Source organism: Rhizobium sp. RAF36 (assembly GCF_052114105.1).
Classification (GTDB): domain Bacteria; phylum Pseudomonadota; class Alphaproteobacteria; order Rhizobiales; family Rhizobiaceae; genus Rhizobium.
Genome location: NZ_JBFREC010000001.1, coordinates 352,982 through 371,111 on the forward strand (window position 1 = coordinate 352,982; position 18,130 = coordinate 371,111).

Sequence of the window (18,130 nt, forward strand, 5' to 3'; positions counted from 1 at the left end):
GAATTCGACCCTTGGGATCGCTTCAACTGAAATCCATCCGCAAGACCTACGGCACGCATGAGGTGCTGAAGGGTATCGACCTCGAGGTCAAGGACGGCGAGTTCGTCATTTTCGTCGGCCCCTCCGGTTGCGGGAAATCGACCCTGCTGCGCAGTATCGCCGGCCTGGAGGACGTCACCTCGGGTACCGTTCTGATCAATGGCCGCGACGAGACGCTGACGCCGCCTGCCAAGCGCGGCATCGCCATGGTCTTCCAGTCTTACGCGCTCTATCCGCACCTGACCGTCAAGGACAATATGGGCCTCGGCCTGAAGCAGGCGGGCAAGCCGAAGGACGAGATCGAGAAGCGGGTGGCGGATGCCTCCGGCATGCTGTCGCTGGCGCCCTATCTCGCCCGCCGCCCGGCGGAGCTCTCCGGCGGCCAGCGTCAGCGTGTCGCCATCGGGCGCGCCATCGTGCGCGAACCTGAACTCTTCCTGTTCGACGAACCGCTGTCGAACCTCGATGCCGCCTTGCGCGTCCAGACGCGTCTGGAGATCGCCAAGCTGCACCGCCAGTTGAAGGCGACGATGATCTACGTCACCCACGACCAGGTCGAGGCGATGACGCTGGCCGACAAGATCGTCGTCCTGAATGCCGGCGCGATCGAGCAGGTCGGTTCGCCGATGGAGCTCTATAACCGCCCGGCCAATGTCTTCGTCGCCGGCTTCATCGGCTCGCCGATGATGAACTTCATCGCCGCCGACAAGCTCGGCGACGCGGAAGCCAAGACCATCGGCGTGCGTCCCGAGCATCTGACGCTGTCGCGCGACAGCGGCACCTGGAAGGCGAAGATCGTCCATGTCGAGCATCTCGGCGCTGACACGATCGTCTATCTGGAATCCGACCAATGCGGGCTGCTGACGGCGCGGCTTTTCGGCGAGCATCAGTATGCTCCTGACGAGATCGTCTATGCGACGCCGGACCGGGGGCATATGCACCGGTTTGATGGGAACGATCAGGCGATCCGGTAGGGTTTGACGGGGTGAGGGCGCTTGCCGCCTTCTCCGGGCCGAAGCATTTAAAAATAAAGGGCGGTGTTGCTTGGCAATGCCGCCCTTTTTGCGCCGGCCGAGGGGTGCTCGCAATTGCAAGGAATCGCACAAAAAAGGCGCCGCGGAAAGCGGCGCCTGGCAGGAGGTTATACTTGTCCGATCAGTCGCGGATGACGAGGAGATCCGCAGCCATGAAGCGCAGCGTCACTGTTTCGCCTGACTGAGGCGGGGTGACGCCCGGGCTGTTGAACATGTCGAAGGAGATGACGTTGCCGCCGACATTCATGCGGGTGCGGATGACCGAGCCCAGGAAGTGGGCGGACACGACCTGGCCGGTGAGGGCGGTATCGCTCTTGACGCCTTCCGCAAGCGAGCCTGCTTCCGGACGCAGTGCCAGCGAAACGGTATCGCCTGCCTTTGAGTCAGCGACCGATTGCTTCAGCGTGATGCCCTGGTCGCCGATCTGGATGCGGTTGGCCGCCGGATCGACGACCTTTGCTTCAATCAGGTTCAGCGTACCGACGAAGGAGGCGACGAAGCGGGTTGCCGGCGTGTTGTAAATTTCGAACGGGGTTCCGATCTGGTCGGCTCTGCCGGCGTTCATGACGACGATACGGTCGGAGATCGACAGCGCTTCTTCCTGATCGTGGGTCACGAAGACGGTGGTGATGCCCAGCTTCTGCTGGATGGCACGGATTTCTTCGCGCAGCGACACGCGGATCTTGGCGTCGAGAGCCGAGAGCGGCTCGTCGAGAAGCAAAACCTGCGGCTTGACCGCGAGAGCGCGGGCGAGCGCGACGCGCTGCTGCTGGCCGCCTGACATCTGATAGGGGTAGCGGTCGGCCAGATGATCGAGACGGATGAGCCCGAGCATCTCTTTCACGCGGGCATCGATCTCGGCCTTCGGGGCACCTGCAACTTTCAGGCCGAAGGCGACATTGTCGTGCACGCTCATGTTCGGGAACAATGCGTAGGCCTGGAAGACCATACCGATATTGCGCTGGTTCGGCTTCAACGGGCTCTGGTCCTTGCCGTTGATATGCAGCGTGCCGCCGGTCGGCGTCTCGAAACCGGCGATCATGCGCAGGACCGTCGTCTTGCCGCAGCCCGATGGGCCCAGGAAGGAGATGAACTCGCCCTTTTCGATATTCATGTTGAAGTTATGAACGACCTGAACCTGGCCGAAGGACTTCTGAAGATTGGTCAGTGTTAGAAATGACATGGACAGATACCTTAAGCCTTCGCGGGGGCGGCTTTGCCGAAGCGGGAGATGAGATTGAGGAGGCCCATGGAGAGCCACGTGATCGAGAAGGCGATGACCGCGAGTGCCGAAGGCTCATAGGCCTTGTTGGCGCCGACGAGCTGCAGATACGGACCGAAGGCCGGACGGTTCAGCAGGGCGGCCATGGTGAACTCGCCCATGACGATCGCGAGCGTGATGAAGGCACCCGAAAGCACGCCGCTCATGACGTTCGGGAAGATGCAGCGGAACATGATCGTCGTCCACTTGGCACCAAGGCTTTCGGCAGCCTCCGTCAGCGTGCGGACGTCGATGGCGCGCATCGCGGTATCGACGGCACGGTACATGTAGGGGAGCGACAGCGTGATGTATGAACAGACGAGCAGGATGTTGGTACCCGTCGTATAACCCGTCAGCGGCAGGATCGAAGACGAATTGTACATTCTGAGATAGCCGAAGACGATGACGATCGCCGGGATAACCAGCGGCAGCAGCGTGACGAATTCGACGACCGGGCGCATCTGCGGCAGGCGCAGGCGGACCCAGTAGGCGGTCGGCACGACAAGCAGCATGCCGAACACGATCGTGAGCAACGCCATCAGCATCGAATAGCCAAACGTGGCGCGGAACTGCTCGTCGGAAAATACCGACGCATAGGCATCCAGGCTGTAAGTGCCGCGGCGCATGCGCAGCGAGAACTCGATTGTGCCAATAAGAGGAATGACGAAATAGCTTGCGCCGATGATGACGGCGATCCAGGCGCCGAGACGTTGAGCCTTCATTTCTGCCACCGTTCAGCGCGCATGCGCAGCATGAGATAGAGGATATTGGATACGCCTGTTATGACGATCATGCCGAGGGCGATCGCATAGCCGAGGTTCGCATTGTGAAGCACGTCGCCGCGGATCTGTGCATAGAGCAGGATAGGAACGATGTTCAGCGACGAGCCGGTCAGCGCGTAGGCGGTCGCGATGGCGCCGAAGGCGTTTGCGAAGAGCAGCAGCGTGGTTCCGAGCAGGCTTGGCCACAGGATTGGGAAGGCAACCATCGTCCAGTACTGGCGGTTGGTGGCGCCGAGGATCTCGGAGGCTTCGCGCCATTCTTTCTTCATGCCGTCGAGCGCCGGCGTCAGGATTAGCACCATCAACGGGATCTGGAAGTACATGTAGGTGATGGTCAGGCCGAGGAACGACAGCAGGTTGAAGCCGGTGCCGTAGAGATTGAAGCCGAACCAGTCGCGCATGAACATGGTGACAAGGCCGGTGCGACCGAGCGTTGCCAGAAATGCGAAGGCGAGCGGAACGCCGGCGAAGTTGGATGCGACGCCGGAAAACGTCATGAGGGTCGAGCGGACCGAGGCTGGCAGACCGCCGAGCACCACGGCCCAGGCAAGGAAGAAGCCGATCAACGCGCCGCCCAGAGCAGAAGCAACGGAAACGCGGATACTGATCCAGTAGGCACTCATAATCGAGGGGGTGAACAGGTCACCGATATTCTTGAAAGTGAAGCTGCCGTCAGGCGTGAGAAACGCACCGGCGACGAGGTAGACGGTCGGGATAATCAGGAACAACAGAGAGAAGATGACGAATGGCGCAATGCCGAGCCAGTCGATCACCCGTTCCTTGTTGATCATCGAGGACGTGCCTGCGATGGGGGCAGATATTGTACTCATAGCAGGCTTCCAGTCGTATCCGAGGGGCAAAAGGCCTCCCCGCGTGAGCGGGAAGGCCGGTTCCGGTCCTGTCGATTACTTGACGGCGGCGCCGACGACGGAATCCCAGTTCTTGGTGATGGCTTCCTTGCCAGCAGCCTGTTCTTCAAGCGTCGGGAAAACAGCCTTTTCGTAGGCTGCTGCCGGAGGCAGCTTGTCGAGCAGGTCCTTCGGGATCTTGTTGTTCTTGGCAAGATCGTTGAAGCGGATCGGGTGGCAATAACCCTTCAGCCAGCCGAGCTGACCTTCGTCCGAATAGAGGTATTCCATCCAGAGCTTGGCAGCGTTCGGGTGCGGTGCGAATGCCGAGATCGCCTGAACGTAAACGCCAGCGACAACGCCCGACTTCGGAACGACGACTTCGTATGGCGGGTTGCCCTTGAGGCTCTCGCCCCACGACAGAGCGTTATAGTCCCATGCGACGATGATCGGCGTGGAGCCCTGCGCGAACGGAGCAGCTTTGCCGGTTACCGGCACAAAGTTTCCAGCCTTGTTGAGCTCGGCGAAGAACTTCAGACCTTCGTCGCCAGCCTTGGCAGCGTCGCCGCCAGAAGCGGAGAGACCTGCAGCGTAAACGCCCTGAACAGCCTGGTTTGCGGTACGCGGATCGCCTGCGAGCGCAACCGAGTTAGCGTAGTCGCTCTTGAGCAGATCAGACCAGTCTGCGGGGGACTGCTTCACGAGATCCTTGTTCACGAGGAACGAGAGAACGCCGTAGTAGTCGCCGTACCAGTAGCCGTCGGCATCCTTGGCGGTGTCCGGAATGGAATCCCAGGTGGAGACCTTGTAGGGCTGGATCAGGCCATCGGCCTTGGCAGACGGGCCGAAGGAGAGACCGACGTCGATGACGTCAGGAGCCTGCGGGCCGGTGTTGCCCTTGTTGGCCTTGATGGCTTCGATTTCGTCGCCCGAACCAGCGTCCGGGTTCAGTTCGTTGACTTCGAGGCCGTACTTGGCCTTGAAGCCTGCGATGACGTCGCCGTAACCGCACCAGTCGTGTGGCAGCGCGATGGTCGTCAGCGTGCCTTCCTTCTTGGCGGCAGCGATGAGGTCGGCGCTCGGTTCAGCTGCGGCAATCGCAGTCGAAGCTACGACGATCGCAGTAGAAAGCGAAAGCAGTCGAGAAATGTTAGAGATCACTGTTGTTCTCCTTCGGTTTTCAGTGGTCTGGCGAAGCTGTTACTGACGTTGCATGAAGCTTGTATGACAGCCGCGTGACGTTAATTTTTCTTATGATTGCAGGTGCTTGCGGCCGCTGTCTTGTTTGCGACGCGCTATTCTATTTTATCTACGCCCTCATTGATTTCGTTTAGTCTTGCCCCTTTCCCTCTCAACTCAGCCTGCGGAAGAGCCGCGTCTGCTCGAACAGGCCCTCCAGCGTTTTCATGCGCTCCTTCGTTTCGTCCCATGTCGAGCTCTGGACGGCTTCGATCAGGGCTTCGACGATGAAAAGCGTGACGACCGAGGAATCCCAGGCCGACGGTGCCTCGATCTGGACGCGGAACGCGTGCCTTGCGAGCTTGGCGGCGGGCGAACCCCATTGGTCGGTGAAGACGATGATTTCAGCGCCGCGCTTGCGGGCTGCCTGCGCCAGGCTCACCATCTCCTGCTCGTAGCGGCGGATATCGAAGATGATCAGCAGGTCGCCGGCATTCATGTTGAGAACATATTGCGGCCAACTCGACGAATTCGAGGAGAGCAGGGCGGTGTTTGGCCGGATGACCTGCATGTGAGTGAAAAAGTACTCGGCCAGCGCGCCGGTGATGCGGCCGCCGACGAAATAGAGGCCGCGCTTGCGGTCAGACAGCAGCGACGCGACGTTCTCGAAGGTTGCTGTGTCGAGATCAGTCAGCGTTTGGCGCAGGTTGCCGATGATAGCATCGGCGAAGCGGTTGAGAATATGTGTGCCCGGGGCATTCGAGGCCCAGCGGTCGTGTTTGGCGATCGGGTTGGAGATCGTCGCTTCGACCTCCTGATGCAAATGCGCCTGGAAATCCGGATAGCCCTTGAAGCCGAGCTTCTGCACCATGCGCACCACCGTCGGCGTCGAGACGCCGGCATTTTCCGCAATGGTGGTGATGCTGCCCAGCCCGGAGACTGGGTAGTTGTCCAGCAGACTTTCAGCCAATTGCTTCTCGGCGCGCGTCAGCGCGTCGAAATGCGAGTGGATGACGTCCGAGACCGTCTTCGACGCGGCGTTCACTCGATCATGCTCCCCGGGAATGGCTTGTTTTGATCCCGACGCTTTCCCTTTGCGTCAGGTGCCACTTTCCCACTCAAAGTTAACAACGCTGTCACAATCCATGTCAACTACTGTCATGAAAAGAAATTTTCAGGATGCGCTTGACAGTGTGGAGAACCTGAAGAATTCTTTTCTTATTAATTTTTTATAAAGCCATCTGGCGAGGCGTTGCCCCCGTGCTCACTGAACTGAAGGTGCTAAGCGAAGCAGAAGGAAGTTGCGTCAGCATCGAGCGGCGCGACGGCAAGAGTGCGCTGCTGGTCATCTGCGAGCACGCTTCGCGCACCCTGCCTGAACGCTACGGTGATCTTGGCCTTTCGAAGGATGCGCGGGAGAGCCACATCGCCTGGGATCCGGGCGCTTTGGCAGTTGCCCGCGGTATTTCCGCCGCACTTGACGCAACGCTCGTCTCGCAGCGCTTTTCCCGCCTGATCTACGATTGCAACCGCCCGCCGGAAGCGCCGGGCGCGATGCCGGAGAAGAGCGAGATCTACCCCATTCCGGGCAACCAGAATCTCGGCGCTGACGAGCGCAGGGCGCGGACAGAAGCGCTGTACATTCCTTTTCACGATGCCGTGCGCGGGCTGATCGCGGAGCGAAAGGCGAGGGGACAGGAGACTGTCGTCGTCACAATCCACAGCTTTACGCCTGTTTTCAACGGCAAGCCGCGTGCAGTCGAGCTCGGTATCCTGCACGATGCCGACAGCCGCCTCGCGGACAAGATGCTGACGGCTGCGGCCGATGCGCCGCTCTACAAGACAGAACGCAACGAGCCCTACGGCCCTCAAGACGGCGTGACGCATACGCTGATCCTGCACGGGGTTTCCAATGGGTTCCGCAATGTAATGATCGAGGTCCGAAACGACCTCATCAAGGACGATGCCGGCCAAGGGGTCATGGCCGACTATCTCTCAGGGCTTCTCCAGCAATGTCTGGAAGGCTCACACTAAAAAGAAAAAGACCCCAGGGAGCAGCTTAGCTGCGGACCGCCCGATGGCAAATGCCACGGGCAATTTGGCACAAGATCGACCGCAATCCCGCGGCCGATCGGGAACAGGGGGAAGTCATGTCTGACTATACCGATCTGGATAAGAAGCAGGACATGAGTGTCCTGCATTCCATGGGCTATGCCCAGGAACTTGAACGGCGCATGAGCTCGTTCTCGAACTTCGCAGTCTCGTTTTCGATCATTTGCATTCTCTCCGGCGGCATCAATTCGCTGGCTCAGGCAACGGCAGGTGCCGGCGGCGCGGCAATCGGCATCGGCTGGCCGATCGGTTGCTTCGTCTCGCTCGTCTTCGCCGTGGCGATGGCGCAGATCAGCTCTGCCTATCCGACGGCCGGCGGCCTCTATCACTGGGGTTCGATCCTCGGCAACCGCTTCACCGGCTGGCTGACCGCCTGGTTCAACCTGCTCGGTCTGGTCACCGTTCTCGGCGCCATCAATGTCGGTACCTATTATTTCTTCATGGGTTCCTTCGGCACCAGCTATTTCGGCCTGACGGATACGACTGTCGTGCGTATCGTCTTCCTGGTCATCATCACCGGCGCCCAGGCTCTCGTGAATCACATGGGTATCGGCCTGACCGCCAAGCTCACGGACTTCTCGGGCTACCTGATCTTCGCAACGGCCATCGTGCTTTCGGCCGTCTGCCTCTTTGCGGCCCCGTCCTACGAAATCGGCCGCCTCTTCACCTTCGCCAACTATTCCGGCGAAGCTGGCGGCAATGTCTGGCCGGCGACATCGGGCACCTGGGTGTTCCTGCTCGGTCTGCTGCTGCCGATCTACACGATCACCGGCTATGACGCTTCGGCGCATACGTCCGAAGAAACCGTCAAGGCGGCACATTCCGTGCCGCGCGGCATGGTTTCCTCGGTGCTGTGGTCGGCGCTGTTCGGTTACATCATGCTGTGCTCGTTCGTCCTCATGCTGCCGAACATGGACGATGCCGCAAAGCAGGGCTGGAACGTATTCTTCTGGGCGATGGACGCGCAGGTGAATCCTCTCGTCAAGGACATCCTGTACTTCGCAATTCTGGTCAGCCAGTGGCTGTGCGGTCTTGCAACGGTCACCTCGGTGTCGCGCATGATCTTCGCCTTCTCGCGTGACGGCGGCCTGCCTGCTTCCAAGGCGCTTGCCAAGGTCAGCCCGAAATACCGCACGCCGGTTGCTGCGATCTGGACGGGTTCGATCCTCTCCGTCCTCTTTGTCTGGGGCTCTTCGCTCGTCTCGATCGGCGATACGCCGGTCTATACGATCGTCGTCTCGTGCACGGTCATCTTCCTGTTCTTCTCCTTCGCGATCCCGATCACGCTCGGCCTCTTCGCCTGGGGTACGTCGAAGTGGGACAAGATGGGCCCGTGGAACATCGGTGAGGGCGCCTTCAAGCTGTTCGCAGTGCTGACGGTCCTGGCGATGATCCTGATCTTCGTTCTCGGTGTTCAGCCGCCGAACGGTCCGGCTCTCTACGTTACGGTCGGCTTCCTTGTCCTGGCCGGTATCGTCTGGTTCGGCTTCGAGCAGCGCCGCTTCAAGGGTCCGCCGATCGGCGACGAAGTGGCACGCCGTCAGGCAGAAATCGCTGCTGCCGAAAAGGCCGTGGGCGAACACTAAGGCCAGAGGCTTCCCTCTCGAATGGCGGGGCCGCGGCGCACGCGGCCCCATCCCCGGTTCAATGAAAAAGCATCAGGCGGGTTCGCCCGCCGCTGCATGCCCTTTCGTTGTTCCGAAATCGCAAAATCAAAAATTCAGGCGGGTAAATCATGACCACCAGCTACACTCTCGACGATCTCAAGAAGGACGTGGCCGAGGGCCGCATCGATACCGTTCTGGCGTGCCAGATCGACATGCAGGGCCGCTTGATGGGCAAGCGCTTCCAGGCCGAGTATTTCCTCGACAGCGCCTGGAAGGAAACCCACAGCTGCAACTATCTCGTCGCCACCGACATGGAGATGGAAACCGTCTCGGGCTACAAGGCGACGAGTTGGGAAAAGGGTTACGGCGACTATACGATGAAGCCTGACCTCTCGACGCTGCGGCGTATTCCGTGGCTCGAAGGTACGGCTCTGGTGCTCTGCGATCTGCTCGATCATCATACGCATGAGGAAGTGGCGCATTCGCCGCGCGCCATCCTGAAGAAGCAGGTCAAGCGCCTGGAGGCGATGGGCATGAAGCCGTTCATGGCGTCGGAACTGGAATTCTTCCTGTTCGACCAGACCTATGAATCCGCCCATGCCTCGGGCTATCGCAACCTGAAGCTCGCGAGCGCCTATAACGAGGACTACCACATCTTCCAGACGACCAAGGAAGAAGAGGTCATGCGGGCGATCCGTACCGGACTGCAGGGCGCCGAAATCCCTGTCGAGAATTCGAAGGGCGAAGCCTCTGCCGGACAGGAAGAGATCAACGTTCGCTATGCCGAAGCTTTGACGATGGCCGACCGCCATACGATCATCAAGAACGGCTGCAAGGAAATCGCCTGGTCGAAGGGCAAGGCCATCACCTTCCTTGCCAAGTGGCATTACAATGCCGCCGGCAGCTCGTCGCATATCCACCAGTCGCTCTGGAGCCTCGATGGCAAGAAGGCGCTGTTCTTCGACGAGAAGGGCAGATACGGCATGTCGCCGCTGATGGAAAACTACGTCGCCGGTCTTCTCGCCCATGCAAGCGAGATCACCTATTTCCTGGCGCCTTACATCAACTCCTACAAGCGCTTCATGGCCGGCACATTCGCGCCGACCAAGGCGATCTGGAGCAAGGACAACCGCACCGCCGGCTACCGCCTCTGCGGCGACGGCACCAAGGCGATCCGCATCGAATGCCGTGTCGGCGGCTCCGACCTCAATCCCTATCTCGCCTTCGCTGCGCTGATTGCCGCAGGCATTGACGGCATCGAGAACAAGCTTGAACTCGAAGCACCCTTCGTGGGAGATGCCTACGGCGCCCGCAAGGTGCGCGAGATCCCGCGGACGCTCCGGTCCGCGACGGTTGCCATGACCAAGTCGAAGATGCTGCGCAGCGCCTTCGGCGACGACGTCATCGACCACTACACCCGCGCTGCGGAGTGGGAGCAGGAAGAATATGATCGCCGGATCACGGACTGGGAGGTGGCGAGAGGGTTCGAGCGGGCATAAACACACACAAACACTTATATTGAAATCTTGATGGTTGTTGCGTATTTTCAGGATGCCGTTTGAGCAAAAAGGAGGCCTGAAATGAGCAAGTACGAGCCGTTAGGGGAGTACCTCCGGCATCAGAGGCGGGCCCATATACCTATGACGTTTATGGACATCGAGCGGATACTCGGCAAGGAGCTTCCTGCTTCGAAGCTTCATCGCGCTTGGTGGAGCAACAATGCCAACAACAACGTTATGACGAAGCAATGGCTAGATGCAGGTTACGAGACAGAGTCTGTCGATATCGCCTCGGAGCGTCTGGTCTTTCGGCGAGTGGAGTCTGCATCAACGGCGTCCGACGGCGATATCCCCGTAACAGAGCTTCCCGATCATCCAATCTTTGGATGCATGGTTGGGACGCTTACAGTTATGCCGGGTGTCGATTTGACCGAGCCGATGGATTTCGAATGGAGCGAAAAACTCTACAATGAGTGACGGTTTTCTGATCGACACTTGCGCAGCGATCTGGCTTACGCAAAAGGCGCCTTTTGCGGAGGAGGCCAGGTTCGCTTTGCGATTGGCGTGGCGTGACGGCACACCAGTTTTTGTTTCTCCTGTAACCGCTTGGGAAATGGGAATGCTGGTGGCAAGAGGCCGCATTTCGGAAACCAAAACAGCACTGAAATGGTATCAGGATTTCCTCCTGGAATCGCGTGTTGCCGAGCGTGATGTGACTGCTGAAATCTTCGTCGCATCATCGTTTCTACCCCAGTTGCAACACAAAGATCCTATTGACCGGATACTTATCGCCACCGCTCGCGAGCACGACTTGACGATTGTCACTCGCGATCGAGCTATCCTCGCGTACGGCGCGGCTGGCCATGTGAAGGTCATGGCTTGTTAGAAATGGAGCACGTTTGAAATGACTGCAATCCAATGCATATCGCCGGTCGACGGATCGGTTTACGCGGAGCGCCCGGCGCTCTCGCTTGAGGCGGCGGCGGAAGCCGTGGCGCGGGCGCGCAAGGCGCAGAAGAGCTGGGCGAAGCGCCCGCTCGAAGAGCGCGTTCAGCTGGTGTTGAAGGGTGTTGCGCGTCTTAATGAGATGTCCGACGTGGTGGTACCCGAGATCGCCTGGCAGATGGGCCGTCCGATCCGTTATGACGGCGAGTACAAGGGCTTCAACGAGCGCTCCAATTACGTGGCCTCGATCGCAGCCGAGGCACTGGCGCCGCTCGTCGTTGAAGAGAGCGACAAGTTCGAGCGCCGCATCGAGCGCGAAGCCCATGGCGTCGTTTTCGTCGTGGCCCCCTGGAACTATCCCTATATGACGGCGATCAACACGATCGCTCCGGCGCTGATGGCGGGTAATACCGTTGTGCTGAAGCATGCATCGCAGACGCTGCTGGTCGGCGAGCGCCTCGTACAGGCTTTCGTCGAGGCCGGTGTCCCTGAAGATGTCTTCCAGAATGTCTTCCTCGATCACCAGACGACCTCGGCGCTGATCGCTGCCGGCAGCTTCAATTTCGTCAACTTCACCGGCTCGGTCGAAGGTGGTCGCTCCATGGAGCGGGCGGCGGCTGGTACCTTCACCGGTCTCGGCCTCGAGCTCGGCGGCAAGGATCCGGGCTATGTCATGGAAGACGCCGATCTCGACGCTGCCGTCGATACGCTGATGGATGGCGCGACCTACAATTCCGGTCAGTGCTGCTGCGGCATCGAGCGTATCTATGTGCACGAGTCACTGTACGACAGCTTCGTCGAGAAGTCGGTCGCCTGGGTCTCGAACTACAAGCTCGGCAATCCGCTCGATCCTGAAACCTCGCTCGGCCCGATGGCGCACAAGCGCTTCGCCAAGGTGGTGCGCGAGCAGATCGCCGATGCTGTTGCCAAGGGTGCCAAGACGCTCGTCGATCCGAAGCTCTTCCCGCAGGATGATGGCGGCGCCTATCTCGCGCCGCAGGTTCTCGTCAATGTCGACCACTCGATGGCCTTCATGCGCGAAGAAACCTTCGGTCCGGCTGTCGGTATCATGAAGGTCAAGAGCGATGACGAAGCGCTGGCGCTGATGAATGACAGCCAGTACGGCCTGACGGCCTCGCTCTGGACCAAGGATGCCGAGCGGGCAGGGCGGCTTGGCCGCGAAATCGAAACCGGAACGGTGTTCATGAACCGCGCCGACTATCTGGATCCGGCGCTTTGCTGGACCGGCGTCAAGGAAACCGGCCGCGGTGGCTCGCTGTCGATCATCGGCTTCCAGAACCTGACGCGTCCGAAATCCTACCATCTGAAGAAAGTCACAGCATGAGCAGCAATATCACAGCCAACTGGAGCTATCCGACAGCGGTCAAGCTCGGCCGCGGCCGCATCAAGGAGCTCGCCGACGCCTGCAAGAGCCTCGGCATGAAGAAGCCGTTGCTGGTCACCGACCGTGGCCTGGCCTCGATGGCAATCACCAAGAACGCGCTCGACATTCTCGAAGACGCTGGCCTCGGCCGCGCCATCTTCGCCGATGTCGATCCGAACCCGAACGAGAAGAACCTCGAGGCCGGTGTGAAGGCCTTCAAGGATGGCGGTCACGACGGCGTCGTTGCTTTCGGCGGCGGCTCCGGTCTCGATCTCGGCAAGTGCGTGGCCTTTATGGCCGGGCAGACGCGTCCGGTCTGGGATTTCGAAGATATCGGCGACTGGTGGACGCGCGCCAGCGTCGAAGGCATTGCACCGATCGTTGCCGTGCCGACGACGGCGGGAACCGGCTCGGAAGTCGGCCGCGCCAGCGTCATCACCAATTCGGCGACGCATGTGAAGAAGATCATCTTCCATCCGAAGTTCCTGCCCGGCGTCGTGATCTCCGATCCGGAACTGACCGTCGGGATGCCGAAGATCATCACCGCCGGCACCGGCATGGATGCTTTCGCGCATTGCCTGGAAGCCTATTCCTCGCCCTTCTACCATCCGATGTCGGCCGGCATCGCGCTTGAAGGCATGCGCCTCGTCAAGGAATTCCTGCCGCGCGCCTACAAGGAGGGCACGGACCTCGAAGCCCGCGCCAACATGATGGCTGCTGCCGCCATGGGCGCCGTCGCGTTCCAGAAAGGCCTCGGCGCTATCCATGCGTTGTCGCACCCGATCGGCGCCGTCTACAACACCCATCACGGCATGACCAATGCCGTCGTGATGCCGGCCGTGCTGCGTTTCAATCGCGCTGTGATCGAAGAGAAGATCGCCCGTGCGGCGGCTTATCTCGGCATCGCCGGAGGTTTCGACGGCTTCTATGATTACGTGCTGAAGCTGCGCTCCGAACTCGGCGTTCCCGAAAGCCTCTCGGCGATGGGAATCGCGCCTGACAGGATCGACGAATTGTCAGCGATGGCGATCGAAGACCCGAGCGCCGGTGGCAATCCTGTCACGATGACGCTCGAAAACACCAAGGCTTTGTTCAAGGATTGCTTCTGAGTTAACCAAGGCGGACCAACCAGCTGGCCCGGAAAGCACAGGCTTTCCGGGCTTTTTTTGTCTGCAAACATCCCAAATTCTTGGGATGTAAGAAATCCGGGCTGCAATTTCGGGTCGTCCGTTTAGATTTTGTTAACCACGATTGGAAAGGATGCATTAACCGCACGATGAATCGAAAAGTGCGTATGAGAGCGATAACCGGCTCGCCACTTTTCCCTTCGAGGACCTGATATGCCAGTCATTACTTTTGCAAATACCAAGGGCGGCGCCGGCAAGACCACGGCCGTGCTGCTGCTGGCGACCGAGCTTGCGCGCAAGGGGTATCGCGTCACCATTCTGGACGCCGATCCCCAGCATTGGATTTCCCGCTGGCATGAGATTTCCGGCAACGTGAAGAACGTCTCTGTCATCGACTTCGTCACCTCGGCATCGCTGCCGCTGCATATCAGCGAGAACAAGGCCAATACCGACTATTTCATCATCGATCTGCCGGGCGCGCGCAATCCGCTGCTTGCCACTGCTGTCGGTCTTTCCGACCACGTGCTGATCCCGATCCAGGGCTGTGCCATGGATGCCCGCGGCGGCGCGCAGGTTCTGGAACTGCTGCAGTATCTCGACGAGAAGGCAGGGATCAAGATCGGTCATTCGGTCGTGCTGACCCGCGTCAACTCGATGGTGACGACGCGCGCGCTGCAGCTGGTCAAGGCTCTGCTGAACGAGCGTCACGTTCCTGTTCTCGACACGGCGATCATCGAACGCTCGGCTTTTCGCGACATCTTCGATTGCGGCGGCACGCTTGCCACCATGGATGCGACCCGGGTCTCGAACCTCGAAAAGGCCCGCGAAAATGCTCTCTGTTTCGCCGAGGAAATGATGCGCAAGCTGCCGGTCAAGCTTCCGGTCGCAGCACGTCTCTCCGGCCTGCTGATGCGTGACGCAGCCTGATCTCACAAGCCGAAAACAAAAAAGCCGCCGGGAGACCGGCGGCTTTTTTGTTTCAATGCATGGCGATCAATCGACGAATTCGACTGTGACGCCGGGCTTGACCATCTTGGCCAGTTCCGTCGCGTCCCAGTTGGTCAGGCGGATACAGCCATGGCTCTGTGTGCGGCCGATCTTCGAGGGTTCGGGGGTACCGTGAATGCCGTAGGTCGGTTTGGACAGCGCGATCCAGACTGTGCCGACCGGGCCGTTCGGGCCTGGCGGAATATTCAGGACCTTGTCGTTGGCGCCCTGCTGGAAGTTGATCTTAGGATTGTAGGTGTAGCCCGGGTTCAGCGCGACACGATCGACCTGCACCGTTCCTGACGGCGAGGGCGTGTCGTTGGAACCGATCGAGGCCGGGTAAGCAGCGATCAGATTGCCCGCGTCGTCATAGGCGAAGACCTGCTTCTTGGCCTTGTCCGCCAGGATCTTGGCGACCGTACCGGTCTTCGGGTCGCCCGGATTGACAACCTTGATGATGGTGCCGGGGACGGTGAAGTCGGCGCCGGGGTTCATTTCCTTCAGGAAGGCCTCGTCCATATGGAAACGCTCGGCCAGCATCTCGGTCGTGGACGTATAGGCGAGCGACGGCAGAAGCGCCTTGTGTGCGTAGTCTTCCGGAATCTCGGCGACATAGGGGCCAGCCGCGTCTGCAGGGGTGATCGTATAGCTGATAACAGGCAGGCCGCCCGACAGGCGCAGCTGTTCAAGGATCGCGTCGGTATTGTTCGGATCGAGATTTTCGCCGGTCATCTGGTTGTAGGCATAGATCGCCTTAGTGACGTTCGAGCCCATGTGGCCGTCGATGACACCTGGCGAGATGCCGGAGCGGTCGAGGAACACCTGCAGCGCGACGATCTCCGGCTTCGACTTGCCCTTCAGGGTGATCGCCGGCTCTTCGGGTGCCCTTGGCTGCTGTGCCTGAGGTGCCTGCTGATCGGGATCGATCGCGGCATAGTCGCCGTTATCAGGATAGGGCTGATCGAGCGGCTGACGCTCGATGCTTCCGTCACGTGGGATCGCGCCGGTGACTGCGCCGCGCTCCATGTAGCGGGTGCTGCCATAGCGGGTCTGATCGCCGCTCTCCGCATTATAGGGGTCGTTGTTATAGGGATCGCGCGATGGAGCTGCGGGATAATAGCCCTTGGAGCGCATTTCGGTGGCGACGACATTGCCGTAGCTGTCGACGAGAACGCGATTGCCGTTGCGGTCGCGCGAATAATAAACGTCGGCGCCCGGCGGGATATAGTCAACGATCTGGCCATCTGGCGTGACCATGACGACGTCGCGCTGGCGGCGGCCATATTGCTGCGCGTCCGCTACCGGCGCGACGGATGTGACGGCCAGAACGACAGCGGCGAGCGAAAGGCCGTATTTCAGAATGCGATTCACGTCTTGCACCTCAAACAGGGACTGGGCCGACACACACCCGCGAATTTTGACGCTAGTGTGGAATTTATGAATTCGTACTGAACAAATTATGAAAATATCCGTGATCACTTGCGTGAAGCTAAACGTTTGGTTTGCCACGGTGGTTCCTCAGCGGATCGCCGGTTGCGGGCAATCATGCGCGACGTGATTGACGAAACCTTGCGCTGCCCCTAACGCTACGGCAGTTTTGAGACAGGGGGAGGGATTGAAATGATCGAGTTTGCAGCCGCCAAGGGGCCGCGCCTGATGCTGGACGAGACGTCTGTGATGGATATCGGCGCCTGCGTCGTCGATGGCGTCGACATTTCGCCCAAGCGTGCCATTCCGGATGACGGCGATCCCCGCATCGACCATTCGCTCGAAGGCTTCCTGTTCACCTGCGGCCCCGACCATATCCGTCACCGCGAGCCGATCCCGGGCCGTACCGACGGCGCGATCTATCCGCTGCATGGCTCGGTTTCCGGCCACAAGGCGAAGGTGCTGTGGACCAAGTTCGAAAACGGCAATGCCGAATGCCGCGCCGATATCGACCTCATCACTGTCGAAGGACTGCCGCAGCGCATCGAGCGCCTCTGGAAGATCAATGGCCAAACAGGCGAGGTCTCGCTCGAGGACAAGGTCATCAATACCAGTGACCAGACTCTCCCGACCTTCCTGATGTACCATATGAATGTCGGCGGCAAATGGTTCGACGAGGGCACCCGGCTCGAAGGCAAGATGCTGGAAGACGGCGGCTTCCCCTGGACCTTCGGCGACGAACTCGGCGGGTTGTTCTGCGTCGAGGCACCGGCGACAGAGGGCGGCTTTGCCGAAGTCCGCCTCGGGCCGATGAAGGCCGTGCATGGCAAGACCCTGAGGGTGCGCACGCGCTCCGATACGCTGCCGCACCTGCAGGTCTGGCGCAACCAGAATGCACCGGCCCATATTCTCGGCATCGAGCCGGTCTCGCATCGCTGGGTGCTGCGCAGCGAGCTGGAGGCGGCGGGCGAATTCAACATGCTGAAGCCCGGCGAAAGCCGCAGCTATGCGCTGACCTTCGCCTTTGTATGAGCTAACAATTGTTGACGCTCGCGGTCGCGCATCGTAGAGCTTCTGCCGTTCATTTTCAGGAGGTACGCGTGATGGACATCCGCCAGATCGACGACGACTATTCGGTGTCCGGCCAGATTGCGGTCGAGGATCTCGACCAGATCAAGGCTCTGGGTTTCAAGTCGATCGTCTGCCATCGCCCGGACCAGGAAAGCCCCGACCAGACGCCGTTTTCCGTGATCGCGGCGCGCGCCAAGGAGCTTGGCCTGGAGATCGCGCATGTGCCTGTCGGCACGATGGGTGTGACCGAAGAAGCCGTGACCGGCATGGTCGACGCGCTTGACGAATTCCCGCGCCCGATGCTCGGCTATTGCCGCTCCGGCGCCCGTTCCACCGCGATCTATCAGAAGACCCATCATATTCGCGGCTGACCCTGCGGCGCGGTTTTGTCCGCGCCCTTCATTCCATAAGAAACTCAGGAGAAAACCATGAGCATCAAGCGCATCGGCCCCGGTCCCCGCATGAGCGGCGCCGTCGTCCACGGCAACACCGTTTACCTCGCCGGCCAGGTTGCCGAAGGCGAGAGCGTTACGGATCAGTGCAAGGCTGCTCTTGCCGAAGTCGACCGCCTGCTGGCGGCTGCCGGCTCCAGCAAGTCGAAGATCCTGCAGACACTGATCTATCTCTCCGACATTTCCGACTTCGCCGAAATGAACGCTGCCTGGGAAGCCTGGGTCGATCCGGCCAACACCCCGGCCCGCGCCACCAGCGAAGCCAAGCTTGCCGCACCGAAATACAAGGTCGAGTTCATCGTCACGGCGGCGATCGACTGATTTTCCGGAGCTACCGAAACAGGAAGCCGGTGGGTTCGCTCACCGGCTTTTTTG

General features: G+C 60.1%; 18 protein-coding genes. 12 read left to right on the forward strand and 6 right to left on the reverse strand.

Annotation, left to right across the window (positions count from 1 at the left end; genetic code table 11):
* The first annotated feature begins 11 nt into the window (after positions 1–11).
* Positions 12–1,013, forward strand: a complete 1,002-nt coding sequence (locus AB4Z25_RS01800; protein ID WP_112537779.1) for an ABC transporter ATP-binding protein — start codon at positions 12–14, stop codon at positions 1,011–1,013.
* A 181-nt stretch (positions 1,014–1,194) separates the two neighbouring features.
* On the opposite strand, the gene AB4Z25_RS01805 is transcribed toward AB4Z25_RS01800, so the two are convergent.
* The 5 genes from AB4Z25_RS01805 to AB4Z25_RS01825 form a co-directional block, all read right to left on the reverse strand.
* Positions 1,195–2,256, reverse strand: a complete 1,062-nt coding sequence (locus AB4Z25_RS01805) for an ABC transporter ATP-binding protein (protein WP_112537778.1) — start codon at positions 2,254–2,256, stop codon at positions 1,195–1,197.
* Positions 2,257–2,267: 11 nt separating this feature from the next.
* A complete protein-coding gene (locus tag AB4Z25_RS01810) occupies positions 2,268–3,056 on the reverse strand; it encodes an ABC transporter permease (RefSeq protein ID WP_112537777.1) in 789 nt (262 codons plus the stop codon).
* Positions 3,053–3,946 carry an ABC transporter permease gene (locus AB4Z25_RS01815; RefSeq protein ID WP_112537776.1) on the reverse strand — a complete coding sequence of 298 codons (894 nt, stop codon included), beginning with the start codon at positions 3,944–3,946 and terminating at the stop codon, positions 3,053–3,055. Before AB4Z25_RS01815 ends, AB4Z25_RS01810 begins: the two co-directional genes overlap by 4 nt.
* A gap of 75 nt (positions 3,947–4,021) precedes the next feature.
* Positions 4,022–5,125 carry an ABC transporter substrate-binding protein gene (locus AB4Z25_RS01820; protein WP_112537775.1) on the reverse strand — a complete coding sequence of 368 codons (1,104 nt, stop codon included), beginning with the start codon at positions 5,123–5,125 and terminating at the stop codon, positions 4,022–4,024.
* 190 nt (positions 5,126–5,315) lie between these two features.
* A complete protein-coding gene (locus AB4Z25_RS01825; RefSeq protein ID WP_112537774.1) occupies positions 5,316–6,188 on the reverse strand; it encodes a MurR/RpiR family transcriptional regulator in 873 nt (290 codons plus the stop codon).
* Between the two features lie 215 nt (positions 6,189–6,403).
* Between AB4Z25_RS01825 and AB4Z25_RS01830 the strand changes: the two genes are divergently transcribed.
* From AB4Z25_RS01830 to AB4Z25_RS01865, 8 genes are all read left to right on the forward strand, one after another.
* Positions 6,404–7,177, forward strand: a complete 774-nt coding sequence (locus tag AB4Z25_RS01830) for an N-formylglutamate amidohydrolase (protein ID WP_112537773.1) — start codon at positions 6,404–6,406, stop codon at positions 7,175–7,177.
* A gap of 116 nt (positions 7,178–7,293) precedes the next feature.
* Complete coding sequence (locus AB4Z25_RS01835) at positions 7,294–8,841, forward strand: amino acid permease (RefSeq protein ID WP_112538007.1); 1,548 nt, start codon at positions 7,294–7,296, stop codon at positions 8,839–8,841.
* Between the two features lie 149 nt (positions 8,842–8,990).
* Positions 8,991–10,361, forward strand: coding sequence for a glutamine synthetase family protein (locus AB4Z25_RS01840; RefSeq protein ID WP_112537772.1), 1,371 nt, complete (start codon positions 8,991–8,993; stop codon positions 10,359–10,361).
* Between the two features lie 81 nt (positions 10,362–10,442).
* On the forward strand, positions 10,443–10,838 hold the full coding sequence (locus AB4Z25_RS01845) for a DUF7662 domain-containing protein (protein WP_442207822.1): 396 nt from the start codon (positions 10,443–10,445) through the stop codon (positions 10,836–10,838).
* A complete protein-coding gene (locus AB4Z25_RS01850) occupies positions 10,831–11,247 on the forward strand; it encodes a type II toxin-antitoxin system VapC family toxin (protein WP_112515854.1) in 417 nt (138 codons plus the stop codon). Before AB4Z25_RS01845 ends, AB4Z25_RS01850 begins: the two co-directional genes overlap by 8 nt.
* Before the next feature lie 18 nt (positions 11,248–11,265).
* Entirely contained in the window at positions 11,266–12,651 is a 1,386-nt protein-coding gene (locus AB4Z25_RS01855) for an aldehyde dehydrogenase family protein (RefSeq protein ID WP_112537771.1), read from the forward strand.
* A complete protein-coding gene (locus tag AB4Z25_RS01860) occupies positions 12,648–13,799 on the forward strand; it encodes an iron-containing alcohol dehydrogenase (RefSeq protein ID WP_112537770.1) in 1,152 nt (383 codons plus the stop codon). The genes AB4Z25_RS01855 and AB4Z25_RS01860 overlap by 4 nt, the downstream gene beginning before the upstream one ends.
* A 231-nt stretch (positions 13,800–14,030) precedes the next feature.
* Entirely contained in the window at positions 14,031–14,744 is a 714-nt protein-coding gene (locus AB4Z25_RS01865; protein ID WP_112386953.1) for a ParA family protein, read from the forward strand.
* Between the two features lie 66 nt (positions 14,745–14,810).
* Here the strand turns inward: AB4Z25_RS01865 and AB4Z25_RS01870 are convergent, their stop codons facing one another.
* Positions 14,811–16,175 (reverse strand): L,D-transpeptidase, encoded by a 1,365-nt coding sequence (locus tag AB4Z25_RS01870; RefSeq protein WP_112387446.1) that lies wholly within the window; start codon positions 16,173–16,175, stop codon positions 14,811–14,813.
* Between the two features lie 249 nt (positions 16,176–16,424).
* Here AB4Z25_RS01870 and AB4Z25_RS01875 point away from each other — a divergent pair, with 249 nt between their 5' ends.
* From AB4Z25_RS01875 to AB4Z25_RS01885, 3 genes are all read left to right on the forward strand, one after another.
* Positions 16,425–17,264, forward strand: coding sequence for a DUF4432 family protein (locus AB4Z25_RS01875; RefSeq protein WP_112537769.1), 840 nt, complete (start codon positions 16,425–16,427; stop codon positions 17,262–17,264).
* 71 nt (positions 17,265–17,335) lie between these two features.
* The gene (locus AB4Z25_RS01880; protein WP_112386955.1) at positions 17,336–17,674 is read left to right on the forward strand and encodes a TIGR01244 family sulfur transferase; all 339 of its coding nucleotides are present in this window, start codon (positions 17,336–17,338) and stop codon (positions 17,672–17,674) included.
* A 57-nt stretch (positions 17,675–17,731) separates the two neighbouring features.
* The gene (locus AB4Z25_RS01885) at positions 17,732–18,076 is read left to right on the forward strand and encodes a RidA family protein (RefSeq protein WP_112515859.1); all 345 of its coding nucleotides are present in this window, start codon (positions 17,732–17,734) and stop codon (positions 18,074–18,076) included.
* Positions 18,077–18,130: the final 54 nt, after the last annotated feature.